The following is a 19,266-nucleotide window of genomic DNA, read 5'->3' as shown; positions in this document are numbered from 1 at the left end:
TATGAATATTGCAGCACAACCTCCTGTTCAGGATACCCAGACGGTCTATCTGAAAGATTATCAAAAGCCTGCTTTTCTGGTTGAAAGTGTTCAGCTGGATATTCAGGTCTATGATGATTATACGCAGGTTGACTCAATTCTTGTGATGCAACGCCAAACGGCAGGTGACCTGATACTTTTAGGCCGTGATCTGGAATTAAAATCGATTCAAATGAATGACCAACTGCTTTCAGCAGATGACTATCACCAAGACACTGAACAGCTGACTATTTCAAACGCACCAGATACGGTTACATTGCAGATCAGTGTAATTATTCATCCGGAAAGTAATACTCAGCTTGAGGGTCTTTATAAAGCCGGCAACCTCTTTGTAACCCAGAATGAACCAGAAGGTTTTCGCAAGATTACTTATTATCCCGACCGCCCAGATGTTTTATCTGTCTTTACTACACGGGTTGAAGCCGATAAAAAGTATCCGGTTCTACTGGCTAATGGCAACCTGCTTGAAACCGGAGAAGCAGGTGAAGAGCGTCATTACGCGATCTGGGAGGACCCGACTAAGAAACCAAGTTATTTATTTGCCTGCGTAATTGGTGATCTGGCAGTTCTGAAAGACCGTTATGTGACCTCGGAAGGACGAGATGTTGCACTTGAGATTTATGCTATAGAGAAAGATATTCCAAAGTGCCATATTGCGATGGAAGCATTGAAGCATTCTATGCGCTGGGATGAAGAGCATTACGGCCGTGCCTATGATCTCGATAACTATATGATTGTGGCGGTCAGCCAGTTCAATATGGGGGCTATGGAAAATAAAGGTTTGAATATTTTCAATACTTCCTGTGTACTGGCCGATGAAGAGTACACCACAGATGCTGCAATTATGCGGGTGCAATCTGTGATTGCCCATGAATATTTCCACAACTGGACAGGTAACCGAATTACCTGTCGTGACTGGTTCCAGCTCTGTTTGAAAGAAGGTTTGACTGTATTTCGTGACCAGTCTTTCTCTGAAGATTTACAGTCTGCTGCGGTACAGCGTATTGATGACGTGGCTGTACTGAAATCGCATCAGTTTCCTGAAGATGCGGGCCCATTGTCACATCCACCACGTCCAGACCATTTTGTGGAAATTAATAATTTTTATACTGCCACCGTATATGAAAAGGGGGCAGAAATTAACCGTATGATGGCAACCTTGCTGGGTAAGGAAAAATTCCGTCTGGGAACAGATGAGTACTTTAAACGTCATGATGGTCAGGCTGTTACTGTGGAAGACTGGATTGCAGCGCTAACTGCCGGTTCAGGTGTAGATCTGTCTGCATTTTTGACGTGGTATAACCAGCCCGGCACACCAACACTTGAGGTGCAGGGTGAATATAACAGTATAACCCAAACCTACCGTTTAACCTTTAAGCAAAGTATAAAGCCGAACGTAAAATATCCGAACCTGAAATCAGTTCCAATTCCAGTCGCGTTGGCGCTTTTTAACCAGAAAACAGGGGAGCAGTACACACTGCAATCTCCGGATCTATTTGTAGATCAGGTAAAAGATGGGGTGTATCTGTTTGATCAGGATACAGCTTCGATTGAGATTAGCCATATTCCTGAAAAACCGGTTGTCTCATTGCTGCGAAATTTCTCTGCGCCAGTAAATCTGAAATTTGATTATTCCGATGCTGATCTGGCTTTTCTGATTCAGCATGAAACTAACGGCTTTAACCAGTGGCAAGCTACCCAGACCCTGCTTGAGCGTATTTTGCTGGATAATCATCAGGTCGATATCTATATTGAAGCTATTCGCCATACTCTGCCAGATATGGTACAGAAAAATCCGTTACTTGCTTCACGACTGCTCGATGTGCCGAGTGAAAACTATCTGGGTAGCCGTATAGATCATGATTATAATCCGGTCATTATTCAGGAGCGCCGTGAAGCCTTACTGAATGAACTGGCCCGTGAGCTGGGTCCATTCTGGCAAGAGACATATCAGGCACTTAATCCTGATTTACAGCAGGACTTTTCTCAGGCTATGGGAGAGCGTGCACTAAAAAATATCATGTTGATGATGATGGCTCGCCAAGGTGACGAGCTGGCATTTGCATGGGCAGGTGAGCAGTATCAGAATACGCATAATATGTCTGAGCGTCTGGGCGCTTTACGTGTGCTGGTCTGGCATGATGCACCGCAGGCACAGGAAATACTTCAGGATTACTATAATCGATTTAAAGATGAAGCCTTGTCTTTGGATCAATGGTTTATGGTGCAGGCAGCTCATCCAAAAGCCACTGAAGAGACTTTACGTTATTTGACTTCCCATGCAGATTATGACTTAGGTACACCTAACCGGATCCGTTCGGTCAGCGGCGGTCTAAATGCAAATCCGGTCAATACCTGGAGTTTTGGTGTAGATTATCTAGTAGACCTCGCAGCTTATTTAGATGAGAAAAATCCGATTGTAGGCTCTCGTCTGCTCCAGTCGTTGTCGCGGTGGTATACACTGGCAGAGCCTCAACGTACTCAGGTTCAGGCTACTTTACAGCAGCTTAAGGAACGGGTTAAATCTAAAAACGTATCTGAAACTTTAAGCAGCATGCTTAATATATAAAGTGGATTATGTGTAATTATGATGCTCCGGATGTGTTGCACTGTCGGAGCATCATTTTATAGTAAATATAAATAATATAGCCTTAGCAAGATTTTGGAGAAAATTATTATAATTTAAGATATTACTGTTTAACAATCATCACTTGCGTTTCAGTATTGGTGAGAACTTCTTGCGCTACACTGCCGAGTATATATTTTTGTAGTCCCTTATGTCCATGAGAACCCATTACAATCAGATCAGCTTTTACTTCTGCGGCTATTTTAAGTATGCCAACTGACGGTATTTCACCCATAACAACACGCGTGTCGGCCTTTACATTCTGTTCAATACATAATTGATTTACTTCATCTAGTAGCTTTTCTGCCTCGGCCTTAGCGGCCAGATAGTAATCTTTTAAATTAGGTAAGGCACTATAAAAATCAATTCCTTTGAAAGGGTCAACCGCAACAATACTGATAATTGAAAGCTGACATTGAAATGTTTTAGCAAGTGTAATCGCATGCTTTACTGCTGCCATAGAGACTGAAGAACCATCAATAGGTGCTAAAATATTTTGATATATCATAATATTATGTCCTTTTATAAAGTGAAAAGTTTGGCTTATCGTTTTGTTTATTATATTAAATCGCTGACAACAAGAATATTAGGAAATTATAACTACTTAATTTGGAAAAAGTTAATTCACTACTCTGTGATAAAAAATATACACTTTAATTTTTAAGGTTCTTTAATTTTAAAGATTGTATTTTCATATCTTTGAGGCTAAAAAATAGCCATACTCTCACCTAAAAATTATAAAAGCTTGATACATTATTTTACCATTTGTTAAAATATTGGTTACAAATAAGTGTATGTAAAATTAAAAAATTATGAATATTTTAAAGTTTATCAAGAGTTTCAATACAATCAATACCTATCTCGTAGCTGCAATTATTTTACTCATAATATTGGTGGTCAATTTTTATTTCATACATCCTTCTTGACTATAAATTGGCTGAAAAGATAGTTAATCTTTGGTACAAAACAAGGTTGTCTATCTTTTAGTTATTAATTAAATTACACAATATATTTAGAATACATAAACGCTATACTCTTCACTTAAACTTTCAATAGCATCAAACAAGAATTGCTTTAATGGATTTTTAGAACCATGTGGTTACGCTAGGTACACTTCATAGCATTCAATACGTTAAACCTAAATTTTTTATTACCTTTAAACATAGTACCTTTATTTCATGTTCTGAAATAAAAGGGACTACTATGAGCCGTAACTTGCGTATAGCTAAAAATATCTATTTAAGTGTAAGTAAAGAAAAAGGATTCTCTTTTGATCCATTGGGGGATCTGAATGCACTTTTATTGAAACTACTAGAAAAAGACAAAAAGTTATTTATTAAATTACCAATAAGTTATGAAGACCTGAGCAAAATGGAACTTATATCATCTAATAGCTTGGGAAAAACTGATTTTAGCTGTATTCCTGACCGTTTAGATAGCCAAGAGTTTGTAATATGGCTAGCGAAATTAATCGAAGTGATTAAATCCAGTCCTTTAGATCAAAATCTGAAATCCAAGAGAAAGTATGATCATGCAGAGGCAATCCTTAATCATTTCTCCCCAAGTAATAAAGGAAAATAAAATCAGAGCAAAGAAAAATTTTTTATCAAAGGAGTAAAAAGAAAATTTAGAATAACTTGAGTAATATTTTAATGCTCTTAATAAAGGAGATATTATCTTTAATAACAGCAGAATAAATTTTTTAAAATAAAAAGTAATTTATTTTTTAGATAGACATATATATTTACAATATAACAGTAAGAATTAATAAAGAGTAATTTAAATATTTTTTTAGATTAAGTTTAAGAAATAGAGATATTTATAAAAATTATGAAAAAATTAAGGTGGTAAATAAGCAAATATAAGAATTTTTATAAGATAATTGAAATATATTGTCACTTTTTGTTATTGATTATAAGAAAGTAGTGCTGTATAAAAAATATACCACTTCAAAGAAAAAGGTGGACTATGGACGCTTTAGAATTATTATTAACTTCTTCATCTGCCTTTCTGCTTATGATCGTTATATATGCGTTTGGTCAGATGTTTAATTAGCAGTATTTTAGAGAAAAAAGCATCTTCGGATGCTTTTTTTATAGCAACCTCATAACAAAATTAATTGTTATATTCTGCAATTCTTTGAAAAAGGGCATTTATCCTTTAGGATAAAACTTATTATTTATATTCTTATAAATTTGAAATATAAGGAGAATGCCTAAATGTCTTATAAATATGAGTATGCCGGTTTTTGGGTCAGATTTGGTGCCACTATTATAGATGCTCTAATTATGTTTTTAGCCATTATTCCAGCCGCATGGATTTTCTATGCAGGGGATTTTGATTTGATCTTTGCTACCGGGTTAAGTGATCAGCCACAAAACTTATATTTTGACATACTCATGAATTATATTTTTCCTATATTCTATAGTGTACTGTTCTGGCTATTTGCTGCGGCTACGCCTGGCAAAATGTTAATGCGCTTAAAGGTTCTAGATGAAGAAACGGGAAATAAACTCACTTTAGGACAAAGTATATTACGCTATATTGGTTATATACCGGCTACTCTGGTTTTTCTTATTGGTCTGATCTGGATAGCTTTTGATCCTAAAAAGCAGGGATGGCATGATAAAATGGCCAAAAGTGTGGTAGTGCGTGAAATCTAAGATATTTTTAATGAGTAAATATGGGTGAATCCAGTATTTCTTTCTTATTTATTGCTAGCTATAGCCATAATCTCTGAAGTCATTGGTACTACATTTTTAGTTAAATCTGAGGGTTTTACCAAATTAGGCCCGACTTTTGCTGTGGCATTATTTTATATTTTATCCTTTTATCTGTTATCTCAAGTCACTAAAGTTATCCCTATCGGTATTGCTTATGCCATATGGGGTGGTGTCGGTATTGTATTGACTGCATTTATTGGCATATTCTTTTTCAAGCAGTTTTTAGACTCCGCCGCAATCATTGGTATTAGTATGATTATTGGCGGTGTACTGGTAATTAATCTTTTTTCTTCAAGTGTTGGTCATTAGTCTGCTGTGTACCGAGCTTAAATAGCTTTTATTTTGGTTTTAAATTTAAAGACCAACATAACAATTATACCAAAAATCAGACCCCAAAATGCCGAGCCGATACCTAAAAACTGTACACCTGATGCACTAAATAAAAAGGTCATCAGGGCTGCTTCTCGTTCCTCTATGTCATGAAAAGCTAAAGCAATGTTGTGACCAATAGTACCAAACAGGGCTATACCGGCAAGCGCAGTAATAAATACCTGTGGAAATGACATCAGTAAACTAGTCAGTGTGGCTGCAAAAAGTCCTACCAGAATGTAAAAAAATCCACAGCTCATACCGGCAATATAGCGTTTTGCAGGATCAGGATGAACCTGATCATCCAGACTGATTGCTGCACTGATTGCTGCAATATTTACACTATAACAACCAAAAGGAGCGAGTAGTGTTTGTGACACTCCTGTCCAGCCAATCAGCTGATTAATATGCGGTTTATATCCATAGCTCTGTATCATGGCAATACCTGGCAGATATTGCGAAGCCATGTTGATAACAAAAAGAGGAAAGGCCAGTCCTAAAATCGCTGACCAGCTAAACTCAGGGGCCATCCATACGGGTTGAGCTAACGACCATTGTACGACCGGGGTATGAAACTCCATAAATAGAGGACAGACTGCTATACCACCGATTACAGTGAGCACAATACTATAGCGTGGCCATATGCGCTTACTGAGTATATAAATCGCGAGAATAGAAAGAATAAACCCCCAGTTAGTTTGCAGACTGGCAAAAAGTGCAATACCAAATTTGAGTAATATTCCAGCCAGCATAGCACTGGTCAGACTTTGAGGAATATAAGACAAGGTTTTTTTGAATACGCCTGAAAAACCCAAGATTGCAGTGAGTAGACCGCATACGAAAAAGGCACCAATTGCCTCGTAAAGGGTATATCCGCTACCTGTTGCAATGATCAGTGCCAGACCTGCAGTTGACCAAGAGGTTGCTACCGGATATTTAAACTTCCATGAAAGGAAAAGACCGGATATACCAATTCCCAGACCTAACGCCCAGAACCATGAACTGATCTGTTCTGAAGTTGCACCTAAAATCTGAGCAGCCTGTATAACCAGAACTGCTGAAACACTAATGCCCACCAGAAAAGTAATGAAACCTGCAAAAATGGCAGGTATTGAAATGTCCTCAAGAAGTTTCTGCATCATGACTTATTAATATTTATATTAAATCGTTTAAAATGCAGACATCATACGCTCGTCAGATAAGGGCTTAAAGTATTTTTCACGTTTATTTATGATAAGAATCAACAATTATTCTCTATATGAGAAAGTGCTCAAGTTAAGCTGCTAGTAGCAAGCTTGACTCCAAAACTGAAGAATAAAAGACCAACCAGAAACACGCTGACAGAACTGATTTTCGGGCTCTGCCTAAAAAAGCCTGAAAGTTTTCTACCTGAGAAAATGAGTAAGGTAAGATAACTCATGCTGGTCACCTGTAAAATAATAGCGAGGGTCATAAAACTGAGCGCAGGATGAGGATAATCAGGGTCAATAAACTGAACAAAAAAAGAAAGAAAAAAGAGTATGGCTTTAGGATTGAGCAGGCTAACGGTCAAAGCTGTTCGAAAAGGGCGAATACGGTAAATAGTCTGTAACTCAGCTTCTACCTGGCGGTTATAAACTGCTTTACGCCAAGTACTGATACTCGCTTTAAGGAGTTTAAATCCCAGATAGGTTAAATATGAGGCTCCCAAAACTTTCACCACTGTAAACACCCACGGAAAAGCCAAAAGTAAGGAAGCTGCGCCGAGTACAGTGCAAAACATAAGAATAACATCCCCTACAAATACACCAAAAGCGCCCTGATAGCCGGCTTTAATACCGTAACGGGAAGCAATTGACATAACATATAAGGAGTTAGGACCGGGAAGAAGAATAATTAAGACCGTACCAATAATATAGGTGGTCAGATCAGCAATACCAAACACGGGCGATGCTCTGCAATAAAAAACCGCTTGAGGTTATTATAACCAAAAGCGGTCAGTAAAAATGCAGAGAAACAAGATTTAAGGCTTAATTTCAGCATCCATACCAAACATTTGGCGTAACTGGATGCTGAGCTGATGACGTGCACTAATAAAGCCATCAATACCGCCTAGAAGCAGCTGATAAGCCATAAGGTCTTTGTCCAGTTCACTGGCAAAGCTCTCTGGGGTCTGTGCCGGGCGTTCAATCAGTTCGGCCTGTTTTGCTTGTTCAATACTTAGAGCTGTCTGAATTTCACGGTCGTCTTCTTCAAGCTGGCTCAGTAATGAAGGGGCAATAGTAAGCAGGTCACATCCAGCAAGACCTAGCACTTGGTCGATACTGCGGAAACTGGCACCCATTACCTGTGTCTGTATACCTTGCTGTTTGTAATAGTAATAGATTTTTTTCACAGACTGCACGCCAGGGTCACGCCCAGTTGGATAGCTTTCCACACCTTCAGACTTTTTGTACCAGTCCAGAATCCGACCTACAAATGGTGAAATTAAAGTAACCTTGGCATCTGCACATGCCTGGGCCTGATGCAGGCCAAACAGCAAGGTCAGATTACAGTGAATACCTTCCGCTTCGAGTATTCTGGCAGCCTGTATACCCTCCCAGGTTGAGGCAATCTTGATCAGTACCCGTTTTTTATCAATACCATATTGCTGATAAAGTTCAATCAGTTCATGAGCCTTCTTAACAGTAGCTTCTGTTCTAAATGACAAAGAAGCATCAACTTCCGTAGATACACGACCTTCTACTAGTTTTAAAATTTCAACGCCCAACTTAACTGTTAAAATATCAATCGTACGTTCAATCAGGGCATCTTCAGTAAAGTTTTCCTGCTTTGCTTGTTCAAAAGCAGATTGGATTAATGTCCTGTTTTCCGGCTGAGCTGCTGCTGCGGTGATTAACGAAGGATTGGTGGTAGCATCCAGAGGACGAAACTGGCGAATGGCTTCAAGGTCGCCCGTATCTGCCACGACGGTAGTCAAATTTTTTAATTGGTTTAACGCTGAATGTGTCATTGCTATCAAAGTCTAAAATTAAAATAGTTGTGAAATCAGTTATATCACAAAGCCTGACAGGCTAAAGTGAAAATTAATAATCACAATATTTCTTATACATTTAAACGCTTTTCTCGAAGATGCTGGATTAAAAAACGTGCAGCTGCACCCAGTTCAGTTTCCCGGCTCCAGACCAGATCGACATAATATTCAAATTTTGGGGTGAAATCGGCAATTTCCAGAATCTTTAAATCTTTGGCAAGCTGTGCATTCTTATTAAAAATTTCTAGAGGCAAAATTCCCCAACCCAAATTCCGGCTGATCATGGCACAGGCTGAGTAGTGATTATCGGTACGCCAGTATTGTTTTGAAAAAAGCAGTTCAGGTTTAATCAGATGATCACGACTTGCGACTACAATTTGTCTGCTTTTTAAAATATCCTCAAATGTTATCTGTTTAGAAGCAGCCAAGCGATGAGTATAGGCAGCTACGGGTACGATGACTTCACGCTTGAGTTCAATAAACTGTTCCCGACTATCAAGCTGTTCACGCTCAAACATAAGCGCCAGCTGGGCACTACGATTAATCAGCATCTGCAAAGCATCTTCTTGTGGTGCGGAAATAACATTAATTTGCAGTTCTGGAAACTGTTTTTCAACAATACTGACATAATCAGTCCAATTGGTATAAAGCAGCTCCGATACCACTACAATGGTTAAAGAGGACTCAAGGCCATTGCTTAATGCAAAGGCATGCTGTTTCCATTGATTAATCTCAACCAGTAGCTGTTCAGTTTTTTCATAGAGCACCCAAGCCTGAGAGGTAGGCACAGGCTCACGCCCATTACGTTTGAAGAGTTGAAGATTTAAATCAATTTCCAGATTTGCAATTGACATACTTACAGCCGAGGGGACTTTTCCCAGTTTGCGCGCTGCTGCTGAAAAAGAACCTGTTTCAATTACTGTTTTAAATATAGTGAGCTGTTCTTGATTTATATTCATCTATCAAAAAAAATGAAAGGAGCTAATTAGATTAGTCAATATTATGCACATAAAATAAACTTATCAATAAATTTGTAGGTGGAAGTCATGTTATTGTCCAAGCGCAGGCTGATCCATGCGCTGAGTTATGAAATTATTTTATTAATTATCATTGCGATTGCACTAAGTTTCCTATTTGAAATACCAATGGAAGTGTCAGGTACGCTTGGTGTGGTCATGGCAATTACTTCAGTGATCTGGAATATGATTTTTAATCATTTTTTTGAAAAATTTGAACACAGGCATCAGCTTAAAAGAACAATTAAGGTGAGAATTTGTCATGCAGTTGGTTTTGAAGGCGGTCTAATGCTCGCGACTATTCCAATGGTGGCTTATGCTTTAAATATCGGCTTGGGCCAAGCTATTCTGCTGGACCTTGGTATGACATTATGTATATTGGTATATACTTTTATCTTCCAGTGGTTTTATGACCGCATTGAAATGCGGCTGGGATATGCACCAGATTATAGGTAAGTTTCGGACAGGAAGGCCGGTGTTAAACAAATTTTTATCATGTTCTGATCTTAAAGTTAGAGATAATTAAAATTAAAGATCATTGTAGATATTATATAAAAGCCAGATTAAATGCCTTAGATAGAATAGGGTGGTAAAAAACCAGCTATTATGAGTTTAAGACAAGAAAATACAAGAAGGCCGCTTAATCATTAAGCGGCCTTCTTGTATTCATTCACAAAGCAGAAATTATTTTTCTACAATTGCTGTAACACCCTGTCCACCCGCTGCACAGATTGAAATCAGTACCCGGCCAGAACCTTTTTGATTAATCAGTTTTGCAGCAGTAGCCAAAATACGGCCGCCAGTCGCTGCAAATGGATGCCCTGCTGCCAGTGAGGAACCATTAACATTCAATTTAGAGCGATCAATTGACCCAAGTGGCGCTTCCAGTCCTAAACGCTCTTTACAGAAAGCTGGGTCTTCCCATGCTTTTAAGGTAGAAAGTACCTGGGAAGCAAAAGCTTCATGAATTTCATAATAATCAAAATCCTGAAGTTTCAGACCGGCACGTTCAAGCATACGTGGAACTGCATAAGCAGGTGCCATTAGCAGTCCCTCTTTCTTGTTAACGAAATCGACAGCAGCAGTTTCAGTAAAGGTCAAATAAGCCAGTACTTCATGACCGTTAGCTTTTGCCCATTCTTCAGATGCCAGCAATACAACAGATGCACCGTCAGTTAGGGGAGTCGAATTGCCTGCGGTCATAGTAGCTGTCTCACCTTTACCAAAAACAGGTTTCAGTTTTGACAGTTTCTCGACAGATGAATCCGGACGAAGGTTCTGGTCACGTTCAACACCGAGAAAAGGAGTAATCAGGTCATCAAAAAAACCTGCTTCATAGGCTGCAGCCAGCTTATGATGGCTTGATGCAGCCAGTTCATCTTGTGCAGTACGGGAAATTCCCCATTCGAGCGCAGTAATCGCCTGATGTTCACCCATAGACAAGCCGGTACGTGGTTCACCATTTTTAGGCGCATCCAGTAGGTTTTTAACATTAATTTTAGTTAAGGCTTTTAGCCGGTCTTTTGCAGTTTTGGCAATATTGAGTTCGAGTAAGGCCTTACGTAAACCATCCCCAAAAGCGATTGGCGCGTCGGAAGTGGTATCCACACCACCAGCAATACCTACATCAATCTGGCCTAGGGCAATTTTATTTGCAACCAAAAAGGCAGCCTGTAAACCAGTGCCACATGCCTGCTGGATGTCGTAAGCAGGTGTTTCAGGTGCAAGTTGAGTATTAAGTACACATTCGCGTGTCATATTAAAGTCACGGCTATGTTTCAGAACAGCACCAGCAACAACTTCACCAATACGTTGTCCCTGCAGATTAAAACGCTCAACAAGGCCATTTAATGCTGCGGTTAACATATCAGTATTGGATGCAGTAAAGTAAGGACCATTTGAACGTGCAAATGGAATACGGTTACCACCAATAATTGCAACGCGGCGAACTGTGTTTTGACTCATGTTTTGATCCTGTTGAACAGAAGAGGGATTAGACGAAGTAACTTTAGCTGCAGTAGAGACAGTTTTTTTGCTACGGCTAGAAGTGGATTTTACTGCTTTGGGAGATTTGGTCGTACTTTTAGCAGTACGTGATGCTGTTTTTGATGTATTTGACACGTTTTCCCGAGCAGAATTCTCGACCGCCTGATTTTCTTGAGTTGTTTTAGTCATAAGGCTTTTCCAAGCACGTTTACGATATTCTGATGTGTTACATTAACATATTATAGAATAGCCTGAATTGACTACAATGACATTGCATGGAGCTTTCAGGTCAAGACATCAAAACAGTAACTCAAGTATTATTTTGCTAGAATCCGGTGGACCCTTTGAAATATAACTGTTTGAGATTACTTCTAAAGTCAACAGAACTCCAGGTTCATTCAAATTAAATTGTATGAGAGATAATAAACATGACTGATCAATACCAGGTATTTGCAAAATCTCCAATTGGTAAATTTGTCATCAAGAATCTAGGTTTACCATCGCCAATCCAGCTGGACCGTTTTGAGTCAGCTGCGCCTGTTATTAAAGGAGCAGTACTTTTAGGTGCAGCACCCTCAAGCACATTGTCTGGTGAAATTGCACAGGTTTTAAACAATATCCATGCAAATAGCTATGCAGGTAATAATGCTGAACTACAGCAGGCAGCAGCCCAGACCGGCTTGAACCTCAGTGCTTTTAATGCTGGCGATAAAGAGTCCAAGTTTAAGGCAGTGGTATTTGATGCTTCCGGAATCCAGAACTCTGAGCAGTTAAATGAACTGTATAAATTTTTCAATCCGGTTGCCCGCCAGATTCAGACTTCTGGCAGAGTGATTGTAGTAGGCATTACACCTGAGCATGCCAAAACAGTAAAACAGGCAATTGCCCAGCGCGCATTAGAAGGCTTTGTTAAGTCAGTTGGCAAAGAATTCAAAAAGGGTATTACCGCTCAAGTTGTATATGTAGATGAAGGCGCTGAAGCAAATATTGAATCTACTCTACGTTTTCTGCTTTCACCTCGTTCAGCTTATGTATCTGGTCAGATAATCCGTGTATCTAAAGCTGAAGTGGTAAATGTTGACTGGGCTAAACCTTTAGATGGCAAAGTGGCATTGGTAACTGGTGCCAGCCGTGGTATTGGCGAGGCGATTGCACAGGTACTGGCACGTGATGGTGCTCATGTGATTTGTCTTGATGTGCCACAGCAGCAAGCTGACCTTGACCGGGTTGCAGCAAGTATTGGTGGTTCAGTTTTGGCACTGGATATTACCGCAGCTGATGCAGGTGAAAAAATTAAGGCAGCTTCCTCAGAAAAAGGTGGTCTGGATATTATTGTGCATAATGCCGGTGTGACCCGTGACAAGACACTGGCCAATATGAAGCCTGAACTTTGGGACATGGTACTAAATATCAACCTGTCTGCGGCAGAGCGTATTAATGACTATCTGCTGGAAAATGATGGCTTAAATAACAATGGCCGTATTGTATGCGTATCCTCCATATCAGGTATTGCGGGTAATTTGGGCCAAACTAACTATGCTGCCTCTAAAGCAGGCGTAATCGGCCTGGTTAAATTTACCGCACCACTTCTGAAAAATGGGATTACCATTAATGCAGTTGCCCCGGGTTTTATTGAAACTCAAATGACTGCAGCCATACCATTTGCAATCCGTGAAGCCGGACGCCGCATGAACTCTATGAGTCAGGGTGGTTTACCGGTAGATGTTGCTGAAACGATAGCATGGTTTGCCTCAACTGCATCTACAGGCCTAAATGGCAACGTTGTGCGTGTCTGTGGACAAAGCCTGTTAGGCGCGTAAATTTTTCATAAAAACTCTTTTCCACTAAAGGGAAGAGCAGTATAAAAGGAGAGGTGGATTTAAACCTCTCTGGCCCTCTTCCTGAGCAAGGGAGAGGGAATTTTATTTATAAAAAAGATATTAATGAAGGTTGAGTATGCACACACGTCATTTTAGCCAGTTGCCTAAGCCTTATCTGGCTTATCCAAAAGTTATTCAGGGACTGATTTTTAAAAAGCCTAAAGCTGAGAAAGTATTGCCACAAGTTGAATATGTTGTTGACTCTCTTAAGATCGATCAGAAACATCTGAAAGCCTACAATGAAGTGTGCGGCTTTAAAAATAATGGAGAGGTTCCTGCAATTTATCTGGCAGTACTTTCACAAAGTCTGCAAATGCATATGATGACGCAGGAAGCTTTCCCGTTTGCAATTTTGGGGCTGGTACATATTCGCAATATGGTACGTCAAACCCGTAGCATCAAAACCAGTGAAGAGCTGACGTTGTCTTGCAGGTTTGGTGAACTTAAACCCCATGACAAAGGTATACAATTCGACTTTATCACTACTGCTAAAGCTGGTAATCAGGTCGTGATGGAAGGGCTGACTACCTATCTGGTTCGCCAGAAAAGTACAGTAAAAGCGGCTGAAAAGGTAAAGGCTGAACAGGAACCCGAATATCAGTTGAAAGAAAAATGGGATATTTCTGAAAATACCGGACGCCGCTATGCTCTAGTCTCAGGAGACTTCAACCTGATCCATATTCATGCAGTTACAGCCAAGGCATTTGGTTTCAAGCAGGCAATAGCACATGGTATGTGGAGTAAGGCTCGGGCACTGGCAAGTCTTGAACTACCAGAAGCTTATGAAGCCGATGTGAATTTTAAATTACCTATGTATTTACCTTCCCGGGTAGAGCTTCTCTCTGCCGAGCAAGGCCAAGATACAGTATTCCTGATTTGTAATGCCAAATCGCATAAACCCCATGTTGCGGGTTGTATTAAAGCGTTGTAAGTTTTAAGCCTGAGTTTCATAACTCAGGCTTTTTTATAGTAAGTATTGAATTAAAACATTTAGATTAAAAATAAGAGTAATGATATGTCAGCCATTCAAGAATGGATTCTTCATGGACACCAGCATTATCAGGGTGAATGTCAATCTGAATTCAGAGATTTAGCAAAGCTGTTTAGCCGATTGCAGTCCAGCCGTTTAAATAGCGGAGGGGCTGGGTTGGCAGTTTATTTTAAAGGAAAAAAAGTTGTTGATATTTATACTGGCAAAAAATCTGCAACTGAAAACTGGCAAGCCGATACGCTGGCAGTATGCTATTCAACCGGAAAAGGCATATTGGCCACTTTGGCTCATATTCTGGTAAGTGAAGGCTTTCTGGACTATGACACACCCATTGGTCGATACTGGCCTGAATTTGCACAGCAAGGGAAAGACAAGCTGACGCTACGACATATATTGTCTCATCAAAGCGGTTTATATGATATTCGGAACCTAGTTAATGACGCTGCAGAAATGCTTGAGTGGCAGCATATGTTAACTGTGTTCGAGCAGGCTAAACCACGTTTTTCAGCAGGAGAGGGCGTTGCTTATCAGGCTTTAACTTTTGGCTGGCTGGTCGGCGGGCTACTTGAGAAAGTTACCGGTCAAACTTTATCTCAGTTAATGCAACAATATCTGGTAGAACCACTTGGGTTAGATGGTGCATATTTTGGTCTTCCCTTGACTGAACTGGAGCGTGTAGCTCGTCCTTTTGCTGCCTCTAAACCAGCCCGAAAGGAACATAACAATCAAATATCAAAGAAAACAAAAAGAAAAACATCATTGAGTGAAAAGCTGATTTACTGGAGTGGACAGAACCCTCAAGATTTCCAAGATGCTATGGTTCCTAAAGGAATGAAAAACTTTAGCTTCTTTAATGAGGCCGGCCTGCAGGCCTTGGTTCCCGCAGCCAATGGTGTGTTTAATGCGCATAGTCTGGCAAAAATTTATGCCATGCTGGCTAATCATGGACAGTGGAAAGGTAAAGTCTTGATTAAACCAGAAGTTTTTCAGGAGCTCAGCAGTATTCAGAGCTTTGCCCGCGACCGGGTTATGCCTGTACCCATGAACTGGCGTTTGGGCTATCATCGGATTTTTACGCTGGGTAAGGCCGCCCAACAAGGTTTTGGGCACATGGGATATAACAGTTCAGCGGCCTGGTGTGATCCTGAGCGTAATTTGAGTTTTGCCTATACTCATAATTTCCAGATGGGTTCCATGACTGGAGATTACCGTTTGTGGGTACTCACTCAAGAAGCTCTACGCTGTGCAGATGGAGTACTTACTGGCAGGAAAGGATGGTTCTCTTGAATTAAAATAATATAAAAGGACATATATGGACATAGAGCTTTCAGATTTACAAACCAAGAAGCAGGCTTTACTAGATCTGTTAGAACATCTTAAAGCTAATGCTTATCAATTTATCAGTGTAACGCCAGAAACGCATTCACGGGTCTTAAGACATGCGGCGGTAGGAGAAACTTTAGCAGATATTTTTGGCTGGAATCGCTGGTTCTATGCAGCAGATCTCAAGGCACCTTTATTTGAACTATTGAAATATCATGATTTGCTTGAACAGCAGGAGCAACTGTTTCGCTGCAAATTTCGTGTTTCAAGTTTAAATGATGAGATTTTTATCCATAGCAGTTACCCTACAACTAGCCAGAATGCTGTTTTCTTAGGACCTGATACCTACCGTTTTAATTTGCATTTAGACTGTTTCCTAAAACAACAGCAATTCTCTGTGAGCAGTATTCTGGAAATGGGTTCGGGTACGGCAGCCACTGCGATTCTAACAACCAAAAAATTTAACCCTCAGCCAGAACTTACATTGGTAGACATTAATCCATACGCTCTATTATTAAGTGAACTTCATGCAGAATTCTCGGGTATTGAAAAGTTTCGTGCAGTAAATAGTCATTTATATCAGGAAATTCATGAGCAATATGATTTGATTATTGCCAATCCTCCTTACCTGGTAGACTCGGAGCGGCGTCAGTATCGGCATGGTGGCTATAAAATGGATGGTGCACAGCTGGCTTTTGATATTGTGCAGCAAGGGGTTACTCATCTTTACAGAAATGGACACTTGTTTTTATCTACAGGGGTTGCCATCCGTAATGGTCAAAGCGTATTACAGGAACGAATTGAAGAGTGGTTTAAAGGACAATCAAAATTTACATGGCGCTGGCAGGAAATCGATCCGGATATTTTTGGTGAAGAACTCGAACAGCCATATTATTCAGGTGTGGAGCGAATTGCAGCCATTATTCTATGTGTTCACAAGATTGCCTGATAGTTTAAAAGCACAGAAATTTTAAATATACATAAATGTAAAAGCGTATCTGGTTTCAAAAATTATTTTCATATTCAAACGCAAAGTAGTGACTTGTCGTTTTAAAAGCAATTGATGACATCGGCTCATTCACTAAGCTGCAAAAAAACAGTATGCTTATACAGGCAAAAAGGAGCATACATGTATCAAGTACTTGCGCGAAAATATCGTCCACGCAACTTTAATGAGCTGGTCGGGCAAAGCCATGTGTCACGGGCGCTGACCAATGCGTTAGAACGTGGCCGTCTGCATCATGCTTATTTATTTACAGGTACACGTGGCGTAGGCAAAACAACAATTGCGCGTATTTTAGCAAAGTGCTTAAACTGTGAAACCGGTGTTACTTCTACACCATGCGAAGTATGTGCTACCTGTAAAGCCGTCAATGAAGGCCGTTTCATTGATCTGATTGAAATTGATGCCGCTTCAAGAACCAAAGTTGAAGATACCCGCGAACTGCTCGACAATGTACCTTATGCACCGACTCAGGGACGCTTTAAGGTTTATCTGATCGATGAAGTGCATATGCTCTCTACTCACTCTTTTAATGCACTCCTGAAAACGCTCGAAGAGCCGCCAGAGCATGTAAAATTTTTATTCGCTACCACAGATCCGCAGAAATTACCTATTACGGTTATTTCACGATGCCTGCAATTTACCTTGCGACCATTAGCAGTTGATGAGATTACTGAACATTTAACCCGAATTTTACAAAAAGAAGAGATTAATGCTGATAGTGACGCCATCTGGCAAATTGGTGAGTCTGCCCAAGGCTCCCTACGTGATGCATTGTCTCTGACAGATCAGGCGATTGCTTATGGTCAGGGTGAGGTACACCATCAGGATGTCAAAGAGATGCTGGGGCTGATCGACCGCACTATCATCTATGACCTGATTCTGGCCATTCATCAGAATAATCAGGCCCGGGTCAGCCAGCTTTTATTACAGTTTAGACATCAGGCACTGGATGTTTCACTTGTTCTGGATCAGCTGATTTCGACCTTACACGAATTGGCTCTATTACAATATTTGCCCGACCTAGGCCTTAAATACAGTGATGAGATTAACCGTAAAATTTTACAGCTCTCACGCCTGATTTCAGCGCAAGACCTGCAACTGTATTATCAAATTGCCTGTAAAGGACGAGCTGACCTGCAACTGTCTGTTACGCAAGAGCAGGGCTTTGAAATGTGTATTTTACGGCTGTTAGCTTTTCGGCCTTTGGCACCTGATGAAATATCAATAGACTATTCTGGACAGGCGGTTCCTGATAGTAGCTCCTCAGCATCGGCAGAAGTTAATACAGCACCTCATCTGTCTGAACCACAGGTAACAGTTTTAGCAGAGAAATTTGAGCCTGAGACAAATTTTATTTCTGAAGAGTTATTACTCGCTGGAGCAGAGCCAGACACTGTGCCTAAAACTACAGCAGACTCTTCTGAACCTTTTGAGAAAAAACCGCTAGAACCAGCTGTTCCGGACAGTAATACTGAGGAAAGTTCAGCAGCAAATGAAATGCTGAGCTTCAATATAAACTCGGCTGATGGGCTGGTCGGGTTTGATGAGGCAGGTTTAAATATTCAGCCTAAACCGGTAGCGCCTTCTGCTGATCTTTTGGATACTAAATTTCTTGAACCTGATACTGCAGTCATTTCAGAACTGGCAGTAAGCACCCAACCCGATATACTAAAAGATCTTAGCCAGAGTGAAACAGCGCCTACCATATCTGCGGAAGATTTATTTGTTGAGTTACCTGTAGCCGAGTCCTTTAAAACCGGGGGAAAGAGTGAGCAGGTATCTCATAGTTTTTCTGATGAAAAATTGTCTGATACTAAGCTGGAAAAAGCTAGTATTAGCGCTCAGCAATATGAAAACTCTGGTCACTTGATGCCTCAGGATATTCTAACACTGGCACCTCAGCAGTTAGAGCATGACTGGACTGTAGAAAAATGGGAATACTGGTTTAGGAATAGCGAGTTATCACCTGCCGTTCAAGAGCTGGCCCAGCATGGATTGATGACAGGCACGATTAATGGCCTGTCAGTTTTTCAAATTCCACAACAATATGAAGGAATGCTGTCTCAGCTCCAGCATGCTTTAGAGCAAGCCATGAAAGAGCAATGGCCCGATACACAGTTTCAAGTGGAATACAAAGAAATTGAGCAGATCACGCCATATATCATGCAAACGGTACGCAAGGAAAAAGCGTACCAGCGTGCAAAAGAATTACTACAGCAGGAGCCTGCAATTCAGAGTTTAATTCATCTTTTTGATGCCGAGCTGCAAAATATCCAGTTAAAATTATGATTGTT

17 protein-coding genes are annotated in these 19,266 nt (G+C 40.2%); 11 read left to right on the top strand and 6 right to left on the bottom strand.

The window, feature by feature from the left end; translation table 11 throughout:
* Position 1 precedes the first annotated feature (1 nt).
* The gene (gene pepN, locus AC0VYT_RS07860; protein ID WP_005019935.1) at positions 2-2,608 is read left to right on the top strand and encodes an aminopeptidase N; all 2,607 of its coding nucleotides are present in this window, start codon (positions 2-4) and stop codon (positions 2,606-2,608) included.
* A gap of 121 nt (positions 2,609-2,729) precedes the next feature.
* Here the strand turns inward: pepN and AC0VYT_RS07855 are convergent, their stop codons facing one another.
* Positions 2,730-3,173 (bottom strand): universal stress protein, encoded by a 444-nt coding sequence (locus AC0VYT_RS07855; protein WP_005019936.1) that lies wholly within the window; start codon positions 3,171-3,173, stop codon positions 2,730-2,732.
* A gap of 304 nt (positions 3,174-3,477) precedes the next feature.
* Between AC0VYT_RS07855 and AC0VYT_RS07850 the strand changes: the two genes are divergently transcribed.
* The 4 genes from AC0VYT_RS07850 to AC0VYT_RS07835 all read left to right on the top strand — a co-directional run bounded on the left by AC0VYT_RS07850 (position 3,478) and on the right by AC0VYT_RS07835 (position 5,697).
* Entirely contained in the window at positions 3,478-3,591 is a 114-nt protein-coding gene (locus AC0VYT_RS07850; protein WP_005405080.1) for a hypothetical protein, read from the top strand.
* A gap of 277 nt (positions 3,592-3,868) precedes the next feature.
* Positions 3,869-4,246 (top strand): hypothetical protein, encoded by a 378-nt coding sequence (locus AC0VYT_RS07845; RefSeq protein ID WP_005019939.1) that lies wholly within the window; start codon positions 3,869-3,871, stop codon positions 4,244-4,246.
* A gap of 638 nt (positions 4,247-4,884) precedes the next feature.
* On the top strand, positions 4,885-5,328 hold the full coding sequence (locus AC0VYT_RS07840) for an RDD family protein (protein ID WP_005019940.1): 444 nt from the start codon (positions 4,885-4,887) through the stop codon (positions 5,326-5,328).
* Positions 5,329-5,352: 24 nt separating this feature from the next.
* Positions 5,353-5,697, top strand: coding sequence for a DMT family transporter (locus AC0VYT_RS07835; RefSeq protein ID WP_005019942.1), 345 nt, complete (start codon positions 5,353-5,355; stop codon positions 5,695-5,697).
* 17 nt (positions 5,698-5,714) lie between these two features.
* Here the strand turns inward: AC0VYT_RS07835 and AC0VYT_RS07830 are convergent, their stop codons facing one another.
* The 4 genes from AC0VYT_RS07830 to aceR form a co-directional block, all read right to left on the bottom strand.
* A complete protein-coding gene (locus AC0VYT_RS07830; protein ID WP_248130414.1) occupies positions 5,715-6,896 on the bottom strand; it encodes a benzoate/H(+) symporter BenE family transporter in 1,182 nt (393 codons plus the stop codon).
* Between the two features lie 131 nt (positions 6,897-7,027).
* Entirely contained in the window at positions 7,028-7,681 is a 654-nt protein-coding gene (leuE, locus tag AC0VYT_RS07825; RefSeq protein WP_005026293.1) for a leucine efflux protein LeuE, read from the bottom strand.
* 78 nt (positions 7,682-7,759) lie between these two features.
* Positions 7,760-8,749, bottom strand: a complete 990-nt coding sequence (gene tal, locus AC0VYT_RS07820; RefSeq protein WP_005019946.1) for a transaldolase — start codon at positions 8,747-8,749, stop codon at positions 7,760-7,762.
* Between the two features lie 92 nt (positions 8,750-8,841).
* On the bottom strand, positions 8,842-9,729 hold the full coding sequence (gene aceR / locus AC0VYT_RS07815) for an HTH-type transcriptional regulator AceR (protein WP_005019947.1): 888 nt from the start codon (positions 9,727-9,729) through the stop codon (positions 8,842-8,844).
* A gap of 87 nt (positions 9,730-9,816) precedes the next feature.
* Here aceR and aceI point away from each other — a divergent pair, with 87 nt between their 5' ends.
* Entirely contained in the window at positions 9,817-10,242 is a 426-nt protein-coding gene (gene aceI / locus AC0VYT_RS07810) for a chlorhexidine efflux PACE transporter AceI (protein WP_005019951.1), read from the top strand.
* 228 nt (positions 10,243-10,470) lie between these two features.
* Here aceI and AC0VYT_RS07805 read toward each other — a convergent pair whose 3' ends face one another.
* Entirely contained in the window at positions 10,471-11,961 is a 1,491-nt protein-coding gene (locus AC0VYT_RS07805; protein ID WP_005019953.1) for an acetyl-CoA C-acetyltransferase, read from the bottom strand.
* Positions 11,962-12,200: 239 nt separating this feature from the next.
* On the opposite strand from AC0VYT_RS07805, the gene AC0VYT_RS07800 reads away from it, so the two are divergent.
* The 5 genes from AC0VYT_RS07800 to dnaX all read left to right on the top strand — a co-directional run bounded on the left by AC0VYT_RS07800 (position 12,201) and on the right by dnaX (position 19,261).
* Positions 12,201-13,592, top strand: a complete 1,392-nt coding sequence (locus AC0VYT_RS07800; RefSeq protein WP_005019956.1) for a 3-oxoacyl-ACP reductase — start codon at positions 12,201-12,203, stop codon at positions 13,590-13,592.
* A gap of 136 nt (positions 13,593-13,728) precedes the next feature.
* Complete coding sequence (locus AC0VYT_RS07795; protein WP_005019958.1) at positions 13,729-14,583, top strand: MaoC family dehydratase; 855 nt, start codon at positions 13,729-13,731, stop codon at positions 14,581-14,583.
* Positions 14,584-14,667: 84 nt separating this feature from the next.
* Positions 14,668-15,930: a serine hydrolase domain-containing protein gene (locus AC0VYT_RS07790; protein WP_005019961.1), complete on the top strand. Its 1,263-nt coding sequence runs from the start codon at positions 14,668-14,670 to the stop codon at positions 15,928-15,930.
* A 25-nt stretch (positions 15,931-15,955) separates the two neighbouring features.
* On the top strand, positions 15,956-16,915 hold the full coding sequence (locus AC0VYT_RS07785) for a methyltransferase (RefSeq protein ID WP_005019964.1): 960 nt from the start codon (positions 15,956-15,958) through the stop codon (positions 16,913-16,915).
* A 180-nt stretch (positions 16,916-17,095) separates the two neighbouring features.
* Positions 17,096-19,261: a DNA polymerase III subunit gamma/tau gene (gene dnaX, locus AC0VYT_RS07780; protein ID WP_005019965.1), complete on the top strand. Its 2,166-nt coding sequence runs from the start codon at positions 17,096-17,098 to the stop codon at positions 19,259-19,261.
* Positions 19,262-19,266: the final 5 nt, after the last annotated feature.

Source organism: Acinetobacter sp. QJM3NY_42 (assembly GCF_056173745.1).
This window is presented reverse-complemented; position numbering and strand designations above follow the sequence as displayed.